The 19,173-nt window shown below is 45.4% G+C and carries 16 protein-coding genes; all 16 read right to left on the bottom strand.

Annotated elements, in window-relative coordinates; translation table 11 throughout:
• Nucleotides 1-10 precede the first annotated feature (10 nt).
• Nucleotides 11-679 carry a sporulation membrane protein YtaF gene (gene ytaF, locus B0H94_RS10230; protein WP_106589168.1) on the bottom strand — a complete coding sequence of 223 codons (669 nt, stop codon included), beginning with the start codon at nucleotides 677-679 and terminating at the stop codon, nucleotides 11-13.
• A gap of 81 nt (nucleotides 680-760) precedes the next feature.
• The gene (mutM, locus tag B0H94_RS10235; protein WP_106589169.1) at nucleotides 761-1,588 is read right to left on the bottom strand and encodes a DNA-formamidopyrimidine glycosylase; all 828 of its coding nucleotides are present in this window, start codon (nucleotides 1,586-1,588) and stop codon (nucleotides 761-763) included.
• 12 nt (nucleotides 1,589-1,600) lie between these two features.
• Entirely contained in the window at nucleotides 1,601-4,225 is a 2,625-nt protein-coding gene (polA, locus tag B0H94_RS10240) for a DNA polymerase I (protein WP_106589170.1), read from the bottom strand.
• Nucleotides 4,226-4,354: 129 nt separating this feature from the next.
• Nucleotides 4,355-5,296: a protease modulator HflC gene (gene hflC / locus B0H94_RS10245; RefSeq protein ID WP_106589171.1), complete on the bottom strand. Its 942-nt coding sequence runs from the start codon at nucleotides 5,294-5,296 to the stop codon at nucleotides 4,355-4,357.
• Nucleotides 5,293-6,246, bottom strand: coding sequence for an FtsH protease activity modulator HflK (gene hflK, locus B0H94_RS10250; RefSeq protein WP_106589172.1), 954 nt, complete (start codon nucleotides 6,244-6,246; stop codon nucleotides 5,293-5,295). Before hflK ends, hflC begins: the two co-directional genes overlap by 4 nt.
• A gap of 137 nt (nucleotides 6,247-6,383) precedes the next feature.
• Entirely contained in the window at nucleotides 6,384-8,105 is a 1,722-nt protein-coding gene (pnpS, locus tag B0H94_RS10255) for a two-component system histidine kinase PnpS (RefSeq protein ID WP_106589173.1), read from the bottom strand.
• Nucleotides 8,098-8,826 (bottom strand): response regulator transcription factor, encoded by a 729-nt coding sequence (locus B0H94_RS10260; protein ID WP_106589174.1) that lies wholly within the window; start codon nucleotides 8,824-8,826, stop codon nucleotides 8,098-8,100. The genes pnpS and B0H94_RS10260 overlap by 8 nt, the downstream gene beginning before the upstream one ends.
• A gap of 71 nt (nucleotides 8,827-8,897) precedes the next feature.
• The gene (gene mdh / locus B0H94_RS10265; RefSeq protein ID WP_106589175.1) at nucleotides 8,898-9,845 is read right to left on the bottom strand and encodes a malate dehydrogenase; all 948 of its coding nucleotides are present in this window, start codon (nucleotides 9,843-9,845) and stop codon (nucleotides 8,898-8,900) included.
• Between the two features lie 22 nt (nucleotides 9,846-9,867).
• A complete protein-coding gene (icd, locus tag B0H94_RS10270; RefSeq protein ID WP_106589176.1) occupies nucleotides 9,868-11,136 on the bottom strand; it encodes an NADP-dependent isocitrate dehydrogenase in 1,269 nt (422 codons plus the stop codon).
• Between the two features lie 118 nt (nucleotides 11,137-11,254).
• Nucleotides 11,255-12,370 (bottom strand): citrate synthase, encoded by a 1,116-nt coding sequence (gene citZ / locus B0H94_RS10275; RefSeq protein WP_106589177.1) that lies wholly within the window; start codon nucleotides 12,368-12,370, stop codon nucleotides 11,255-11,257.
• Between the two features lie 289 nt (nucleotides 12,371-12,659).
• Nucleotides 12,660-13,052, bottom strand: coding sequence for an FxsA family protein (locus B0H94_RS10280; protein WP_106589178.1), 393 nt, complete (start codon nucleotides 13,050-13,052; stop codon nucleotides 12,660-12,662).
• Between the two features lie 475 nt (nucleotides 13,053-13,527).
• The gene (pyk, locus tag B0H94_RS10285) at nucleotides 13,528-15,282 is read right to left on the bottom strand and encodes a pyruvate kinase (protein ID WP_106589179.1); all 1,755 of its coding nucleotides are present in this window, start codon (nucleotides 15,280-15,282) and stop codon (nucleotides 13,528-13,530) included.
• A gap of 74 nt (nucleotides 15,283-15,356) precedes the next feature.
• On the bottom strand, nucleotides 15,357-16,316 hold the full coding sequence (gene pfkA, locus B0H94_RS10290; protein WP_106589180.1) for a 6-phosphofructokinase: 960 nt from the start codon (nucleotides 16,314-16,316) through the stop codon (nucleotides 15,357-15,359).
• Between the two features lie 233 nt (nucleotides 16,317-16,549).
• Entirely contained in the window at nucleotides 16,550-17,518 is a 969-nt protein-coding gene (gene accA, locus B0H94_RS10295) for an acetyl-CoA carboxylase carboxyl transferase subunit alpha (protein ID WP_106589181.1), read from the bottom strand.
• 25 nt (nucleotides 17,519-17,543) lie between these two features.
• Entirely contained in the window at nucleotides 17,544-18,392 is an 849-nt protein-coding gene (accD, locus tag B0H94_RS10300; RefSeq protein WP_106589182.1) for an acetyl-CoA carboxylase, carboxyltransferase subunit beta, read from the bottom strand.
• A 79-nt stretch (nucleotides 18,393-18,471) separates the two neighbouring features.
• Nucleotides 18,472-19,134: a FadR/GntR family transcriptional regulator gene (locus B0H94_RS10305; protein ID WP_245893959.1), complete on the bottom strand. Its 663-nt coding sequence runs from the start codon at nucleotides 19,132-19,134 to the stop codon at nucleotides 18,472-18,474.
• Nucleotides 19,135-19,173: the final 39 nt, after the last annotated feature.

The raw sequence follows: 19,173 nt of genomic DNA on the forward strand, positions 1-19,173 counted from the left end.
CCCTCCTTAGTTACATGATGTTCCACAAACCTATTGCGATTAATACACATCCTGGCAGGAACGTAAGCGGGCGCAGCCGCCGAAAAGTAGAAAGCATGTATCCGCCCTTCATGCCAAGCACTAAAAACAGCATGCACAACGTTCCAACTCCTGCAGCCAGCCACCCTGGAGATGCTCCAAGGAGTACAGCACCAAGCCCCGCACCAAACGCATCCATCGCAAGTGCAATTCCTAATACACCTGCTTCTTTAAAGCTAATCAAACCGGAACCATCTAGATCGGCTGCCGCCGGCTTACGCAGCACACGAATGACAACACCTACCCACGGCACTTCCACCCTGAACCAAAGCGATTCTTCACCATCAGCCACTTCTTCTGGTCCTAAGTTTACAGGTGCTTGTGGGTTATCGTTTGAGCGCAGGCTCTGCCAGAGCGCATAAATCCCAATCGTAATTAAAATCGTTCCACCAAAAAGTTCTGCTGCTTCAGCGGTTAGATAGCTTGCAAGCAGCGTGCCAAATGAAGCAGCCGCAAGAACAGCCGCAGCTGATAAACATCCGACAAGCACTACGCCGGCAGCAGGCATTTTCATCCGGCGCATACCGTATGTTAAACCTACCCCGAAACTATCGAGACTTACGGCAATCGCAAGGACAACAAAAGACATAAGCTCTGCCATAGCTTTAGGCTCCTTTGCTGGGATTCTACCTTAGCATATGGCAGAAGCCTATCCGACGTACGAGAGTTCTTGAAACTTTTACTAATCTTTTGGCTGACAGCAGGCACATGTATGAGTTCCCCGCCCGGCAACAACAGATTTTTCAATCGGTCCGTCACATATAAAACATGACTCTCCGCTTCGTCCGTAAACAAAAAGCTGCTGTTGAAAACGGCCCATCTCTCCCTGGCCGTTAACATAACTTCTTACCGAAGTACCACCTGCTTCTACAGCTTGGCGTAAAGTGGCAATTAATGAGGCATACAGTTGAGCTACAGCGTCACCCTTCAAGTCACAGGCCGGTGTTTCAGGATGCACACCAGCTTGAAACAGTGCCTCGTCTGCATAAATATTGCCAAGCCCAGTAACGATACTCTGGTCTAGCAGCACAGCTTTTATAAACCGGGTTGTTTTGAAACACTTTGCTTGAAAGTAATCCAACGTAAATTCATCTGCAAATGGCTCCGGACCCAGCTGATTTAATGGCTTAACCCGCAGCTCCGTTCCGGCCGGAAATACATGCATCGTTCCAAATTTACGCACATCGTTGTAATGCAGTTCTGTTCCATCAGTAAAACAGAAACGGACATGGGTATGTTTATCTTTCTCCCCTGGTGTACCCATAAAATACTTACCTTCCATTCGTAAATGGGAAACGAGCGTATCTTCATCAAGATCAAATAACAAAAACTTGCCGATCCGCCGGATTTGGTGCAAGGTTTGTCCGCTGATACGGGTGATAAACGCTTCTGCATCATCCGGCGCTTTAATCATCTTTGGCCAGTCCACATGCACCGTTTCAATCGTCTTCTTTTGAACGAGCTCTTCAAGGGTGCGTCGAACCGTTTCTACTTCTGGCAGTTCTGGCATTGTTTAAACTCCTTACTTCGCATCATACCACGTATCACCATAGGCAACATCTGCCTGCAGTGGTACGTCTAATTCAATCGTTCCTTCCATAACGCGCGGCACAAGGCGTTTCATTGCATCAAGTTCATGCGGTGGGATTTCAAAAATCAACTCGTCATGTACTTGTAAGAGCAGGCGGCTCTCTAAACCTTCATCGATCAATGCCTGTTCAACATCGACCATTGCTTTTTTTATAACATCTGCCGCGCTTCCTTGAATTGGGGTATTCATTGCTGTACGTTCAGCAAAACTGCGTCGGTTAAAGTTTTTACTTGTAATCTCCGGCAAGTAACGCCGGCGGTGCATAAGCGTCGTTACATACCCTTGTTCACGGGCGTTTTCAATCTGCTCGTCCATATAAGCTTTCACACTCGGATAAGTAGCAAAGTACGTGTCTATAAACGACTGTGCTTCATTTCTCGAAATTCCGAGACTTTGGGATAAACCGTAATCGCTAATACCATATACAATACCAAAGTTTACAGCTTTCGCGCTGCGGCGCATTTGATCAGTAACTTCTTCAGGCTGAACTTGAAAAACATCCATCGCTGTTTTCGTATGGATATCCATATCCTCACGAAAGGCCTCAATTAAACGCTCGTCCTGGGACATATGCGCAAGTACCCGTAATTCGATTTGTGAATAATCTGCGGCTAAAATCATCCAGTCGTTTTGAGATGGAATAAAAGCTTTACGAATTTTTCGGCCTTCTTCAAGCCGGATGGGAATGTTTTGCAAGTTCGGCTCTGCTGAACTTAAGCGTCCGGTCTGGGTAATTGCCTGATTAAACATCGTGTGAATTTTTCCTGTTGATGGGTGGACTACTTTCAACAACCCATCAACATACGTTGATTTTAATTTTGATACCTGGCGGTAATGAAGCAGCTTTGGAATGATTTCATGTTCATCCTGCAGTTTTTCAAGGATATCCGCAGAAGTGGAGTAGCCCGTTTTCGTTTTTTTCAATACCGGCAGTTCCAGCTTTTCAAACAAAATGGGTCCGAGCTGCTTTGGTGAATTAATGTTAAACGCTTCACCTGCAAGTTCATGAATTTCTTGTTCGAGCTTGGTGAGCGTTTCGTTCAGCTCTTCACCCATCATTTGTAGCTGTTTTTCATCCACTTGAACGCCGTAAGTTTCCATTCTCCCTAAAATGAGCGACAACGGCATCTCGAGTGATTCAAATAAATCAATTTGATTATTCGCTTTCAATGCTTCAAGTAAGACCGGCTGCAGCTTAAGCAGCGCCTCCCCTTTTCTGCCAATATGCTGGGCTAGTTCATCTACACCTGGTTTTTGCTGTTTGGCACCTTTTCCATATACATCTTCATCATGAAGAACTGAGTCACCGTGCTGACGCTCAGCAATCGCGGCTAAATCGTGAGCTGAAGCTGATGGGTCAATTAAATAAGAGGCGATTAACGCATCAAACCGCACCCCTTGCAAGTGAACGCCCTGCCAGCCGAGCGCAACGGTTGTCTGCTTTGCATCAAAGACAACTTTTTCTTTCGATTCATCTCCTGCCCACTGCTTAAAGCGATCAGAAGCAAGCGCATCTTCAAGCTCCATCACAAACGTTCCGTTTTCGTTGGAAACCGTAATTCCCCACACGGGACTGTGGTGATAATTTTCATCCGGTGTTTCTACCACAAGTGCTGCAGGTGAGGCTGTCATTTCCTCTGTAAAAGTTTTTTGAAGCGCTACCTCAATATCGTCAAGCTTATGCTCAATCCCTGCTTCTTTTTCGAGCTCTTTTAATAAAGACTGAAAGCCTAGGTTTTGAAACAGTTCAACCACTTTTTCATAATTCCATGAGTCGTATGCCGTTGCCTCGACACCTTCTGTGAGCGGAACATCCGTCCGAATCACAGCTAAATCACGGCTCATCCGGGCTTGGTCCTGATGTTCCTGCAAACGCTCTTTCGTCTTTTTACCGGAGATTTGCTCGATCGAGCTCAGTACACCTTCGACATCGCCATGTGCTTTTAACATTTTTAGTGCCGTTTTTTCACCGATACCAGGAACACCTGGAATATTATCCGAACTGTCACCCATCAGCCCCTTTAAATCAACGAGCTGCGCAGGCTCGAGCCCATAAGCTTCGTGAAAAGCAGTGACATCGTACGTATGTACATCGCTGATCCCTTTCTGTGTGAACGCCACCGAAGTTTGTTTAGATACAAGCTGTAATAAATCTTTATCACCGGAAAAAACTTTAACTTGAAAGCCTTCTCCTTCTGCTTCCTTAGCCAACGTACCGATAATGTCATCTGCCTCATAGTTTTCCAGCTCAAACCGCTGTACACCAAATGCATCAAGTACATCGCGTAAAAGTGGAAGCTGCTCTGATAATTCATCCGGAGTTTTTTCCCGCCCGCTTTTATAAGCTTCGTACGTGTCATGACGGAAGGTTGTTTTCCCGGCATCAAAGGCAACCGCCATATGCGTTGGCTGCTCTTCTTCCAGAACTTTTAGAAGCACCTTTGTAAATCCATACACCGCGTTTGTATACACACCTTGGTCGTTACTAAGTAACGGCAGCGCAAAAAACATGCGAAAAGCAACACTGTTTCCATCAAGCAATACTAATTTACTCAAAAATTTAACCTCCTTAAAAAGTCAACCGTCCATTAATTCTCCTGTTATTTTATCATATCCACAGTAAATCTGCGGATACAGAACCTTAACGAAAAAAACTGCCCGGCACATACCGAGGCAGCTTTTCTATTAATCTAAATATCCCATTAAAATACGGGCATATGGTGCATCTGCCGGCAGGACAATGACAGTTTCATCATCAATGGTTGTTTCATACGTTTGCAGCGTTTGGTACAACTGGGCAAACTCCGGATCCTGCCCGAAAGAGTCGTTGTAAACTTCCGCTGCATCTGCTTCACCTTCTGCCCGGATTTCTTCAGCATCCGCTTCTGCTTCAGCTAAAAGCTCCTGCGCTTCTTGATCTGCGTTTGCACGAATCCGGTTAGCTTCTGCCTCACCTTCAGATAAATAATCTTGTGCAGTCGCCTCACGCTCAGACACCATTCGGTCATAAACGGCACGCTCATTATCTTCAGGCAGATCGGTACGCTTCACCCGGATATCAGCGACGGACACCCCATAATCGTTTTCATCAAGCAGCTCATTTACAGCAGTCTGCAGGTTTTCATTAAAGTCTCCGCGTGAAGACTCTTCTTCATTAATAATTTCATCATAATCCATCTGCCCGAGCTCAGAGCGGAGAACAGAGTTCATAAAGTTCGCCATAATAGACTCTGAGTTTTCCACCGAACGAGCATTGGCAATCATTAAAGCTGGGTTGCTGACGTACCAGACAACGTAATTATCCACAAGCACCCGCTTTTTATCCCGGGTATTAATTTCTGTTGTCGGCGCGTCATAATTTAATTGATGACGCGGAACAGCCTCTACCGATTGAACAAATGGTACTTTAATATTTAAACCCGGATCTTCTTCAATACGTACAACCTCACCGAACTGACGGACGACTTTATATTCATCCTGCTCGACAACAAACAAATTGGCAATGACGACAACAATACCGGCGATCAAGACGCCGAGTATCACAAGTGTCCTCAACCAGACAGGCTCTTTCCACCACGGCCGTTGCTCCTGATTACCATTAAAATTTACGACATTTTCATCGCTCATTCGTTACCGCTCCCTTCTACACCGCTCGGGGTTCGTTCAAGCGGCCGGATCGGCAGGTGGTTAATCGTTTCGTTTTCGCCATCCATAATATAAAGCTCTGTATTTGGTAAGACATCTTCAAGCGTTTCTAAGACGAGACGCTGCCGGGTCACTTCCGGATCATTTGTGTACTCAGCAAACAATTCATCAAACTGTGCCGTTGTACCACGAGCTTCTTCGACTCGCTCCGCTTGGTCACCTTCAGCGCGGGAAATTTTTGCGTCTGCTTCACCTTCAGCTTCATTAATTTCCTGATTACGGTACCTTTCAGCCTGGTTGATTTTCGTCAACCTCTGTTCTCTTGCATCTGTAACCGCTGTAAAGGCTGAGCGGACTTCATCTGTCGGCAATTCTACATCCTGCAGTTTCGCATCAAGAATTGTAATCCCAACCGCATGAGAGTTCATCCGTTCCTCTAGTTCTTCAAACACCAGACCTTCAATTTCAGCGCGCTGATCCGTTAAGACATCATCTACTTCAGATGTACCAATGACACCTCTTAAAGATGCCGAGGTCGCATTGTATAAAATATCTTCAGGCTCAGCTGCATTAAATAAGTAAGATGCAGGATTTGTAATCCGCCACTGCACCACAAGGTCTACAAATAAGATGTTTTCATCCCCTGTGATCATTTTCGCTTCATCTGAATAATCAACAACTTCTCCATCTTCTTCTTCATAACCGACACGCGTTGACTGCGTTGAAGCATCTAACACTTCAACACGCTGAATCGGCCATGGCAGCTTAAAGTTTAAGCCGGGTTCTGACACCGTTTGTTCAACTTGACCGAGTGTAATAACTGCAGCTTGTTCTGATTCATCGACTGTGTACCAGCCGGTAATAAGAAACAAGCCGAGCAGTAACACACCTAGTCCAGCAAACAAAGCTGCTATCGCTTGTTTAATCGACACTTGCTACGCCTCCTCTTTAAAATCAATCCTATGTAATGGATATACAGCAGTCAGTTCAATTGACTGCTGTATACAGCTGTTTACTGACATACTTGATTATTATATTACAATTTTTTCATTGTACCAACCATGTGAACTTAATTCGTCTTTTTCTTGAAAAATAATCGGAAGGTCGTGCCCTCTCCCGGCTGACTCTCGACTTTGATCTGACCGTTATGGGCATCAACAAGATGCTTAACAATTGCAAGTCCAAGACCGGTACCACCGGAATGGCGACTTCTCGTTTTATCCACACGGTAAAAACGTTCAAAAATACGCGGGATTTCTTCCGGATCGATTCCAACCCCTGTATCCACCACACACACCTCAACTTCTTCTGCATGTTCTGCTGCGCTCATGCGGACTGTACCTCCGGCTGGTGTATACATAATTGCATTCGTAATTAAATTAATCGCAATTTGTTTCATCCTTGAAGCATCACCTGCGATCACAAGCCCAACAGGGGCATCCACAACAAGTTCAATACCTGCTTCTTCCGCCCGCTTTGCCATTAACGCCCGCGCTTCCTCAAATACTTGGTCCAGCTCAACGGCCATAAAGGTAATATTAAAGTTCCCTTGTTCAATTTTTGAAAGCTCAAGTAAATCAACAACGAGCTCCTCTAAGCGAGTACTCTCTTTTTGAATAATGCGTATGAATTCTTCGCGATGTTCTGCCACATCCATCGCACCATCAAGCAAAGTTTCAGCAAATCCTTTAATTGAAGTCACTGGTGTTTTCAATTCATGGGAGACATTGGCCACAAAATCTTTACGGACTTTCTCTAGACGCTTTAATTCTGTAATGTCATGCAGAACGACGACGGTGCCGCGTAATTTTTCTGACTGACTCAACACCGGCGCAGCATAAATGTCATAATGATAAGTTGATACCCCATGCACCATGTGGATTTGACGGTGAACACTCTCTTCTGTGAAAAACACATGTTGAATACTTTCAATTAAATCATCATTTTCTAATACATCGTAATACAACTGATCCTGCCATGTTTGTTCATCAAGTCGAAACATCGAAAATGCAGTCCAGTTCATTAAAATAAAACGGCCACGGTGATCAATGAACATTAAACCGCTGCCCATATGTTCAATTAACGTTTCCATACGCTCCTGCTGACGTTTATACCTTGAAGTCAATTGATCCAAATTTTTCGCAAGCACATTCATCGAATCTGTTAAATCACCAATTTCGTCAGAGCTGCTTTTTTGAACCCGAACTTTAAAATCACCTTCTGCAAGCTTTGATGCGGCACGCTTCACTTGTGATACCGGGGCAACGATCTGGCCGGCCACCCGGTAGCTTAACATTAATATAAATAAAAACGCTGTTGTAAACGTTGCACCTATACCAACCCAAATACTTCGCGTGATACCTGCAGTTTCACTTACCGGAAGTGCAAGCCGTATCCACCCGTCCGTATCTGTTTCATGGTCTATCAAAGCCGTGACATTAAGAGCTTCTTCTCCTATGGCTTCGCTGTAAGCAATATCTGTCCCTTCTTCAGGCATAGCTGATCCTGTATTTGATGATTCAAGTGAGTCGCTGACCACGCTGCCTGTGCGATCATATAAAGTTAAGCGAAGGCCAAGGCGCTCAGCAGCTTGTTGCACCGCTTCATCATTTGATGCATCTGTTTGTGCTACATACATCGCTGCAAGTTCTGCTTCGTTCTCTAAGCGCTCCTCAATCTGCTCTAAATACGCATTATTTAAAATTTGGCCCATGACAAAGCCTGCGCCACCAAGCACAAATAAAACGATCAGCATAATACTTAAAATCAGCCGCTGACTAAATTTACGCATTCGTCGAAAGCTCCATCTTGTACCCTAAACCACGCACCGTTTTAATATAACTTGGCTTTTTTGGATTAGGCTCGATTTTTTCACGTAAATGACTAATATGTACATCTACAATGCGCGTGTCACCTGCAAACTCATAGTTCCATACAGCATTTAAGAGCTGCTCACGTGAAAGCACCCGGCCTGCGTTCTTCAGAAAGTACAAAAGCAACTCGAATTCTTTCGGTGTCAATTCCAGAAGCTCCTCATTCATGTAAGCCTCGTACTGTTCTGGATAAACCTTTAAAGCATCAATTTGTAAGGCTTTCTCTGGATCTTGTTCTTCAGATGCTTCAACGTACGCAGGTCTCATTTCCCCGACCAAGCGTAAAATTGCTCTGATCCGCGCGACAACCTCTCGTGGGCTGAAGGGCTTTGTCATATAATCATCGGCCCCCATTTCAAGACCGAGAACTTTATCAAACTCATCATCTTTTGCTGTCAGCATCAAAATGGGAATAAAACGGTGATGCTGTCGTATACGCCGACAAACTTCCCAACCGTCGATGTCTGGGATCATCAAGTCAAGAATGATCAAATCATAAGCATTTGTTTCCGCACGCTGCAGAGCTTCGCGCCCTGTCGAAGCTGAATCTACTTTATAACCGGCCTGTTCTAAGTTATAAGTCAACAACGTTACAATCGACGCTTCATCATCTACAACTAACAATTGTTTCTCTGACATAAGCTCCCTCCTGTCACTTTGCTCAAAAATGAAGGACGATCCTGAAGGACCGCCCTTAGTATACCATATTCTTATTCAATCTCAGGAAGAGAACCCATGACACTTTTCACAGAATCGACTGAGGTTGCAAAATCTTTTGCTTCGTCATCTGTCAAATCAAGCTCAATGATTTTTTCCACGCCTTCACCGCCGAGAATTGTCGGTACGCCAACGTATAAATCATTGTAGCCATACTCACCCTCAAGGTAGGCAATGGAAGGAAGCACGCGCTTTTTATCTTTAACTACAGCTTCAACCATTTCTGTAATGGAGGATGCCGGTGCGTAATAAGCGCTGCCATTGCCAAGCAGTGAAACAATCTCACCGCCGCCTTTACGTGTCCGCTCCACGATGGCATCAATCCGATCCTGTGGAAGCAGCTTTGATAAAGGAACACCACCGACGCTGGAGTAACGAATGAGCGGCACCATGTCATCACCATGACCACCAAGCACAAAACCTTGAACATCTTGAACCGACACACCCAGTTCCTGCGCTACAAACGTTCGAAAACGGGCTGTATCGAGTACACCAGATTGTCCAAAAACACGGTTTTTCGGCAGACCCGATGCTTGATAAACCGCATAAGTCATTGCATCCGCCGGGTTCGTTAGTACAAGGATGCAGCAGTCCGGCGAATGCTTAACCGCTTCCTTCGTAACAGATTCCATAATCTTTGCATTTGTATTCACAAGATCATCACGGCTCATCCCAGGTTTACGAGCGATGCCAGCTGTAATGACGACAACTTCAGAACCGGCTGTTTCTGCATAATCAGAAGTACCGATAATGTTCACATCTGTCCCGGTCACCGGTGTGGACTCAAGCATATCGAGCGCTTTGCCCTGGGTTGAGCTTTCATTGTCCGGAATATCAAGCAGGACGACATCGCCCAGCTCTTTTTGCGCCACCATAAGTGCAGTTGTAGCACCGGTTGCACCAGCGCCGATCACAGAGATTTTTTTGCGATGGTTTGCCATATCGGTTTCCTCCTAGACTATATTAAAGGTTCTTAATCAACTCATCTGCAAATTCTGAGCACTTCACTTCTGTAGCGCCGTCCATCAAACGAGCGAAGTCATACGTTACAACTTTGCTGCCAATCGTTTTATCCATCGATTGCAGTACGCGGTCAGCTGCTTCAAACCAGCCAAGGTGACGAAGCATTAACTCGCCGGACAAAATAACAGAAGACGGATTAACTTTGTCTTGTCCTGCATACTTTGGTGCTGTACCGTGCGTTGCTTCAAAGATCGCATGGCCTGTTTCGTAGTTAATGTTCGCACCCGGTGCAATACCAATGCCGCCAACTTGTGCAGCAAGTGCATCGGAAATATAATCACCGTTTAAGTTCATCGTTGCAACGACATCAAACTCTTTCGGACGCGTCAAAATCTGCTGAAGGAAGATATCAGCAATTGAATCTTTAACAACGATCTTTCCGTTTGCAACTGCTTCATCTTCTGCTTTATTTGCTGCTTCTTTACCTTCTTTTTCTACAATTTCATCGTATTGACGCCAAGTGAAGACTTGATCAGCAAATTCAGTTTCTGCCAAGTTGTAGCCCCACTCTTTAAAGGAGCCTTCAGTGAACTTCATAATGTTACCTTTATGAACAAGCGTCACATTTTCGCGTCCTTCATCCAGCGCATACTGAATTGCAGCACGTACGAGGCGCTCCGTACCTTCTTTAGATACGGGTTTCACACCAATACCGGAAGTTTCAGGAAAACGAATGTTGTTCGTACCCATTTCGTTACGGAGAAAGTCGATAACCTTTTTCGCATCGTCTGTACCTTCCTGAAATTCAATACCAGCGTAAATGTCTTCCGTATTTTCACGGAAGATCGCCATGTCTACGTCTTCCGGCGCTTTCACAGGGGATGGTACTCCAGTGAAGTGGCGTACCGGGCGCAGGCAGGTGAACAAGTCCAGCTTTTGACGCAGCGCTACGTTCAAGGAACGGATGCCGCCGCCGATTGGCGTTGTCAAAGGTCCTTTAATTGCGATTAAATATTCGCGGATTGCTTCAAGCGATTCATCCGGAAGCCACTCACCAGTTTGGTCATGCGATTTACCACCGACAAGGATCTCTTTCCATTCAATTGCTTTTTCGCCGCCGTATGCTTTTTCTACCGCAGCATCAAGTACACGGGAAGCTGCAGCCCAAATATCAGGGCCGATACCGTCACCTTCAATATATGGAATGACCGGCTTGTCCGGTACATTCAATTTCCCATCGTTTACTGTAATTTTTTCTCCGTTTGCCATAGCTGGCAGACCTCCTTTAATTGTAGTTGATCTCGTTGTTTCCCCGCCCATTCTATGTAAAGCGCAGGACGGGAAAGCAGGGCCCTAATTTCACCCTGCCTTCAGTTTATCCGAAACCTTAGCGCTCTTCAATCGGGATAAACTTCTGCTTATCCGGGCCAACGTATTCAGCACGTGGACGGATCAGACGATTGTCTGCGTATTGCTCAAGAATATGAGCCAGCCAACCAGACACACGACTTGTGGCAAAGATTGGTGTGAACAAGTCATGGTCAATACCGAGGCTGTGATATACAGAAGCAGAGTAGAAATCCACATTTGGTGGAAGACCTTTCTCGTTTGTCACCAATTCCTCAACCTTCATGGACATGTCATACCACTTTGATTCACCTGTGATTTCTGTCAGCTTATGAGACATTTCCCGCAAGTGTTTTGCCCGCGGATCGCCCTGCTGATAAACCCGGTGACCAAAGCCCATAATTTTTTCTTTGTTATCAAATGCTTTACGAATGTAAGGCTCAACTTGATCAACACTACCAATTTCGTTAAGCATCGCCATCACACGCTCATTGGCTCCTCCATGCAAAGGACCTTTTAACGCACCAATTGCAGCCGTGACACCGGAATAAATGTCGGAGAGCGTCGCAACACAAACACGCGCTGTAAACGTTGAGGCATTTAACTCGTGGTCTGCATGGAGGACGAGCGCTTTGTTAAACGCATCAATCGAAATTTCATCCGGCTCTTCACCATTTAACATATACAAAAAGTTTGCGGCGAAACTGTAGTCCGTTTTCGGTGCAATTGGCTCTTTCCCATTGCGAATACGGGCAAATCCGGTAACAATTCCCGGCACTTTACCTTGGAGGCGTACAGCTTTCCGCTGGTTCGCTGCTTCATCCATAACATCAGCTTCGTCATCATACAAACCAAGCTGTGATACTGCAGTACGCAGCGCAGCCATCGGATGTACGTTCTCAATATCATAATTTTTCATGTAATCGAAAATCGGCTGTGGCACTTCCATATTTTCTGCAATATCACGTGTAAAGGTTTTCAATTCATCTTCTTTAGGAAGACGACCGTTCCACAAAAGATAAATAACTTCTTCAAAAGAAGCATTTTCTGTTAAATCATCAATGTCATAACCTTGATATGTTAACTGATCATCGATGATAGAGCTTACGCTGGATTGAGTGGCAACGATACCTTCGAGACCGCGTGTTGTGCTCATCGTTATCTCTCCTTTTCTTTGTAATACTCGTTTTCGAAATTCTGCAAATTCGAAACTGCTGCGTCATTTCCTGTGAGAATACAGGTTCATTGGTGCACAATACCTGCTTTTCCCGAAGATCCAGGCTGCAAATCTATGTATTAGAGAATCCGCAACCAATATCAATTATAAACATTTTTTTCACTTTTGTGAATCAATGAACTAGATTCTGTGTATCCGCTGTCAAAATTTTAATAATTCCGATAATAAAAAAGCCCGCAAGTCCGCAGACTAAGCGGGCTTTTTAAAATTACGGGCGGCGTATAATAATTTGACCACTTTGAATCATTTTTTGAAATACACGCTGTAAAGCTGCTTTAATATAACCGCGTGTCGGTGGAAGGAGGAGGATAAAACCTATCACGTCGGTGATAAATCCCGGGGTTAATAGTACAACACCACCTACAAGAATGCAGAGGCCATCCATGATTAAACCTTGTGGGACTTCTCCCTGCTGCATTTGCAACTGGGCTGTTCTGATCGTTTGCATGCCTTCTCGTTTTGTAAGCCAGGCACCAAGTACCCCCGTCAATACCACCATTGCAACCGTCGGCCAAAAACCTATCCATTGACCAAAAGCAACTAAAATGATCATTTCCACCGTCGGCACGACTAACAAAAGCAACAATAAAATTCGTCCCATACGGTATCCCCTTTATCACATTAAAATTAAAAAAGAGAAGATTCGTCCTTCTCTCAGACTGTCGACAAAGCACAAAATCTAAGGTTCACGTACAGCTTACTGCTCCGAGCTCTGCGGGTTGCCCTATTAAGAGGGAAAAACCGAATCATAAACGTAACCGAAACGAAAGACAGACGCTTTCCAGAGGGCTTGGCTTCAGCTAACGATTCACTTTAACAAAAGATCAATATTTTTAGGTGTCAGGCACAAAAAAGCGTGCCAGACACCTAGCCCAAGTATAAAATAAAGAGCGGCTGACAAAGATCGGCGGCGACGCCACCAAGAACAGCGCGAGCCGAAAATCCCGCAGGCAGTGACTTTCTGCCGAGGAAGTTGAGGCCGTGCCTGGTGCAATCGTCCGCCGGAAAGCGACATCAGCCTCCGCTTTTCTTGAAAGTTTGTCTACACGCCGAGAGAAGGATTGTCCTTCTCTTAATTATAATACACTTGCATGGCCTTTGTACAAATCACCGCGTGCACTATCAACTGTAATTTCTTCATCATCAGTGAAAATGCTTGTGGCATTATCAACACCTACAATGACAGGAATGCCTAAGTTTAAGCCGACGACCGCTGCATGAGAGGTTAAACCGCCTTCTTCTGTAATAACTGCAGACGCTTTTTCAAAAGCATCGATCATATCTTTGTCAGTGCTCTTGGTGACCAGAATTCGACCTTCTTGCATCTTATCTGAAGCTTCTTGAGCCGAGTTTGCCACCGTTACTTTTCCTGAAGCTGTTTTGCGTCCAATGCCTTGACCGCGAGCAGCCACTTCACCAATGATATGCACTTTCATAATGTTGGTTGTCCCTGTTTCACCCACAGGTACACCAGCTGTAATTACAACGAGATCGCCGTGGCTTACGATGCCGGAACGCAGGGATTCACTTACACTAATGTCGAGCATTTCATCCGTTGTTTCTGCTTTTTTCCCGTGCAGCGGTGTAACGCCCCACACGAGCGACAAGCGGCGTACGACACGTTCATTACTTGTAACGGCAATGATTGGCGATTGAGGACGGAATTTTGAAACAATCCGAGCGGTATATCCGCTTTCTGTTGCAGTCAATACAGCACCTGCGCCAAGGTCAAGTGCTGTATTCGCTACTGATTGGCTGATCGCATTTGTAATTGTCACCCGGCTCTGCATACTACGCTTGGCAAGCATTTCCTCGTAGTTCAATGCTTTTTCTGTTTGAACGGCAATATTGCTCATCGTTTGCACTGCTTCTTTTGGATAATCTCCAGCTGCAGTTTCACCAGAGAGCATAACCGCATCGCTGCCATCAAAAATTGCATTAGCCACGTCACTTGCTTCTGCTCGGGTCGGACGCGGGTTTTGCTGCATTGAATCAAGCATCTGTGTTGCAGTAATCACCGGCTTTGCTTCACGGTTGCAAAGCTGAATCATTGACTTTTGTGCAAGCGGTACTTCTTCTGCAGGAATCTCTACACCTAAGTCACCACGAGCAACCATCAAACCATCGGACACTTCAAGAATTTCTTCGAGGTTATTAAGTCCTTCTTCGTTTTCGATTTTTGGAATGATTTGAATGTCTTCTGCGCCTTCCCCTTCAAGCAGTTCGCGAATTTCCAATACATCTTTTGCACGGCGGACAAACGAAGCAGCAATAAAGTCAATGCCTTGTTCAACACCAAAACGGATGTCAGCAGCGTCTTTATCTGTGATGCCAGGCAGACTTACGCTGACTTTCGGCAGGTTTACACCTTTTTTATTTTTTAAAAGACCACTGTTAAGTACTTTTGTGTACACATCTGTTTCGCCAATTGAAGTCACTTCAAGTTCAATTAAGCCATCGTCTAACAAAATCTTGGATCCAGGCTGAAGATCATAAGCAAGCTTGTCATAAGTTACAGCAATCCGTTCTGCATTACCTAAGACATCTTCACTTGTAACGGTAAGCTCCTGACCTTCTTCCAAGCTTACAGCACCGTCTTCCATGTCCCGGGTACGAATCTCCGGTCCTTTCGTATCAAGCAGAATCCCAACAGTGGCATTCATTTCTTCTGCAGCTTCACGAATTGAATGAATACGTGCCGCATGCTCATCATGGTCACCGTGGGAAAAGTTCATTCGAGCCACATTCATCCCAGCACCAATTAACTCTTTAAGCATCGCTTTGTCTTCACTTGCCGGTCCGATCGTTGATACAATTTTCGTTTTGCGCATAACGCTCCTCCTAACAAAATATCTTCCAAATAAATCTTACTGTTTGTTTTCCCTATTCCCGCTAGAAACTCGCGTTAAATTGACAGCTCGCGTGATAGTTGGTACATGCTGTGATCAATTGTATGCTCCTGGGCAAGGGCGGTTTTAATCCACTCGCTGCACACTTCATTGTTTTGGATACCGACCATTTTACCCTGCTCACCGTCTAGCAGCATTTCAACCGCTGCCGCACCGAGGCGACTAGCTAGCACACGATCGTAAGCTGTCGGAGAACCACCACGTTGAATATGACCAAGTACTGTCACCCGGTTATCATCTCCGGTAGTATCTTTAATCCGTTGAGCCATTTCCGGACCGCTTGCAACCCCTTCGGCAAGTACGATAATGCTGTGCTTTTTGCCACGCTCATGCCCGCGCCTTAAGCGATCTACAACTTCATCAATTTCTTGCGGTACTTCTGGAATCAAAATGGTTTCTGCGCCATCTGCAAGGCCGGACCATAGGGCGATATCCCCTGCATCGCGCCCCATCGTTTCAATAATATAAGTACGCTCATGTGAAGTTGCTGTATCACGAATTTTGTCGATCGCTTCAATCACTGTGTTTAAGGCTGTATCAAAACCAATTGTATAGTCTGTAAACGGAATATCATTATCAATCGTTCCCGGTACACCAATGGTCGGGTAACCGAGCTCTGTTAATTTTTGTGCCCCTTGAAAAGAACCGTCGCCGCCGATGACAACAAGCCCTTCAATACCGAACTCTTCAAGTACTTCGACTGCTTTTTCCTGACCTGAACGTTCTTTAAACTCTTCACAGCGCGCAGTGTTTAACATTGTACCGCCGCGGTGAATGATATCGCCGACAGAGCCAACATGCAGCTGCTCAATATCACGATTTAACAGCCCTGCATAACCGTACCGAATGCCGTAAACATTGACGCCGTGATAAATAGCTTTACGCACGACAGCACGAATACCTGCATTCATGCCCGGAGAATCGCCTCCGCTCGTTAAAATTGCGATGTTTTTCACGTTTGTTGACCTCCTTAAATTTAACCTCAATCTACGTGCAACCAAAACAATTTATAACTATACACCATGGAAAACTCCTGCCATGCCTGGTTTTGGCTGTACCTAAGTGAACTCTTTTTCATATAATACAGCATTTCGCGTCCGCGGCAAACCCATTCATAAAAAGTAAACGTTTTCGCTTATTTTTCATACGAAAAGTGCCCTCCGTCCCACTTGGACGAACAGCACTTTGTTTACACTTCTTCTTCATTTTCAGCATAAGATCCAATCTGCTTAAACTTTTCGTAACGATCATGAACTAACTGATCACTACTTAAGCTACTTAATTCTTGAAGTGACCGCTCTAGTACAGCATCAATTTCGTTCACCTGCACTTCAAAGTTGGTGTGTGCACCGCCACGGACTTCCGGGATCACTTCATCAATGATGCCGAGCTCATACAAATCCGGGGCTGTAATTTTCATCGTCTCGGCTGCTTCTTTTGCATACCCTGCATCTTTCCAAAGCAGCGCTGCCGCCCCCTCCGGCGAAATGACAGAGTACGTAGCGTTTTCAAGCATATACATTCGATTACCGACGCCAAGCCCTAAGGCACCACCACTACCGCCTTCACCAATCACAATACAAATGACAGGTACCTCTAAGCCAGCCATTTCTAATAAGTTCCGGGCGATCGCCTCGCTTTGGCCGCGCTCTTCAGCCGCCTGCCCAGGGTAAGCCCCTTTTGTATCAATGAAAGTGATGATTGGTCGCCGGAATTTTTCTGCCTGTTTCATTAAACGCAAAGCTTTACGGTAGCCTTCCGGGTGCGGCATTCCAAAGTTACGGTAAAGATTTGCTTTTGTATCTTTGCCGCGCTGATGACCGATGACAGTTACCGGTTGTGATTTATATTTAGCTACACCACCGACGATTGCTGCATCATCTCCGTACAGCCGGTCCCCATGCAGTTCAAGAAACGAGGTGAATAACGCTTCTACATAATCTAAAGTTGTTGGGCGTTCACCGTGACGTGCAATCTGGACACGATCCCAAGGCTCAAGTTCTTCGTACACCCGATGTTCAAGCTGGGTGAGTCGTTCTTCAAGCTCTCGAATTTCTTCACTTAAGTCAATTTCTTGATCATTTGTGAATGCCTTTAATTCAGCAATCTTGTTCTTTAAATCAACCACCGGCTGTTCAAATGGTAAATGTTGTCCCACGCGGTCCACCTCCTTTCGGCAAACTTTAAGATGCGTGCATGTCTAACAGCATCGCAAGGGTAGTGCGTAGTTCTGTCCGTTTCACGACGCGATCAAGCTGGCCGTGCTCCAATAAAAACTCCGATGTTTGAAAGTCTTCAGGCAGCTCCTGGCGAATGGTCTGCTCAATGATACGCCGTCCGGCGAAACCAATCGTTGCTTTCGGCTCAGCAAGGTTGTAATCTCCAAGCGATGCAAAACTTGCAGATACCCCACCCGTTGTTGGATGCGTCAAAACAGAAATAAACAACAGCCCTTGACGATCAAGCTGTTTTAGCGCAGCGCTTGTCTTACCCATCTGCATTAAACTTAAGACACCTTCCTGCATACGTGCCCCCCCAGAAGCACAGAAAAGAACAAACGGAAGTTCCTCTGCAGCTGCCGCTTCACATGCCCGAGCAATTTTTTCGCCGACAGCTGAACCCATACTCCCCATCCGAAACTGTGAATCCATAACACCAAGGATCAACGGATGCGATTCAATTTCAGCTTGTCCGGTAACAACAGCTTCATTCAATCCTGTTTTTTGGCGATCTTTTTCCAGTTTCTCAGCATAATCAGGGAATGATAAAGGATCTACCGAAGTCATTCCCCGGTCGAATTCCCTAAAACTACCTTCATCACACAAGCTTTGAATCCTATCCCACGCACCGAGTGGAAAGTGATGCCCGCAACTTTGACAGACATTATCGTTTTTTTTCAGTTCTTTTGAATAAACGATTGTTTTGCACGAAGGACACTTTGTCATAACGCCATCGTTCATTTTGCTCGGCTGCTGACGCTCCGATGGAATGGTTGCGTATTTTCGCTTCTTTGTGAAAAAGTCTTTAAACATTGTGCCACCTCATTACAATTACAGAAAACGCCGTGAAAATAACGAGACGCTTTCTGTTCCATATGGCTGATCAGCCTGATTAAAACATGCTGCGATCCAAATGTTGGGTAAGTGCATTTACAGCCTGCTCCTCGCGACCGGCCTTAACAGCTTCAACAATTTCCCGGTGTTCATAAAGCGCTTGACGAGGACGCCCGCTTCGATCCAAGGAGTCTTTGATAGCCGCTTTGCTGTATTCTACGAGTGGAATCCATATATGATGCAGCAGGTTGTTATGAGAGGTTTTAACCATTAAATGGTGAAAGGTATAATCTTCTTCAACCGGAACCTCTCCAGCAGCAATTGCTTTCTCATACTTTATTACATTTTCTTCAATTCCTTCAATATCTTTTTTTGTAGAACGACGGCAGGCAAGGCGGACCGCTTCTGCCTCAATAATTTTGCGCGTTTCTTTCAAATCCTCACGAGCATCTTCATCCTTTAAGATAAAAGAAGCAATGAGTTCAACAAGCCGGCGCCCACCAACACCTGAAATATATGTGCCGCCGCCCCGGCGTGTTTCAATGAGTTCGAGCACTTCCAAGGCGCGCAGTGCTTCTCGGACTGAAGAACGTGCAACATTCAGCCGATCACTCAATTCCCGCTCTGACGGAAGACGGTCCCCTTTTTTTAAACCATCATTGTGGATGAGGTGCTGAATAGCTTCTAGTACCTCAACATACATTTTGTTTTCACCAGCCAAGACGATGCCCTCCTGTCCACAAGGAACTTTGGGCCATCG

The sequence above is a fragment of the Salsuginibacillus halophilus genome, assembly GCF_003014715.1.
Taxonomy (GTDB): Bacteria; Bacillota; Bacilli; order Bacillales; family Marinococcaceae; genus Salsuginibacillus; species Salsuginibacillus halophilus.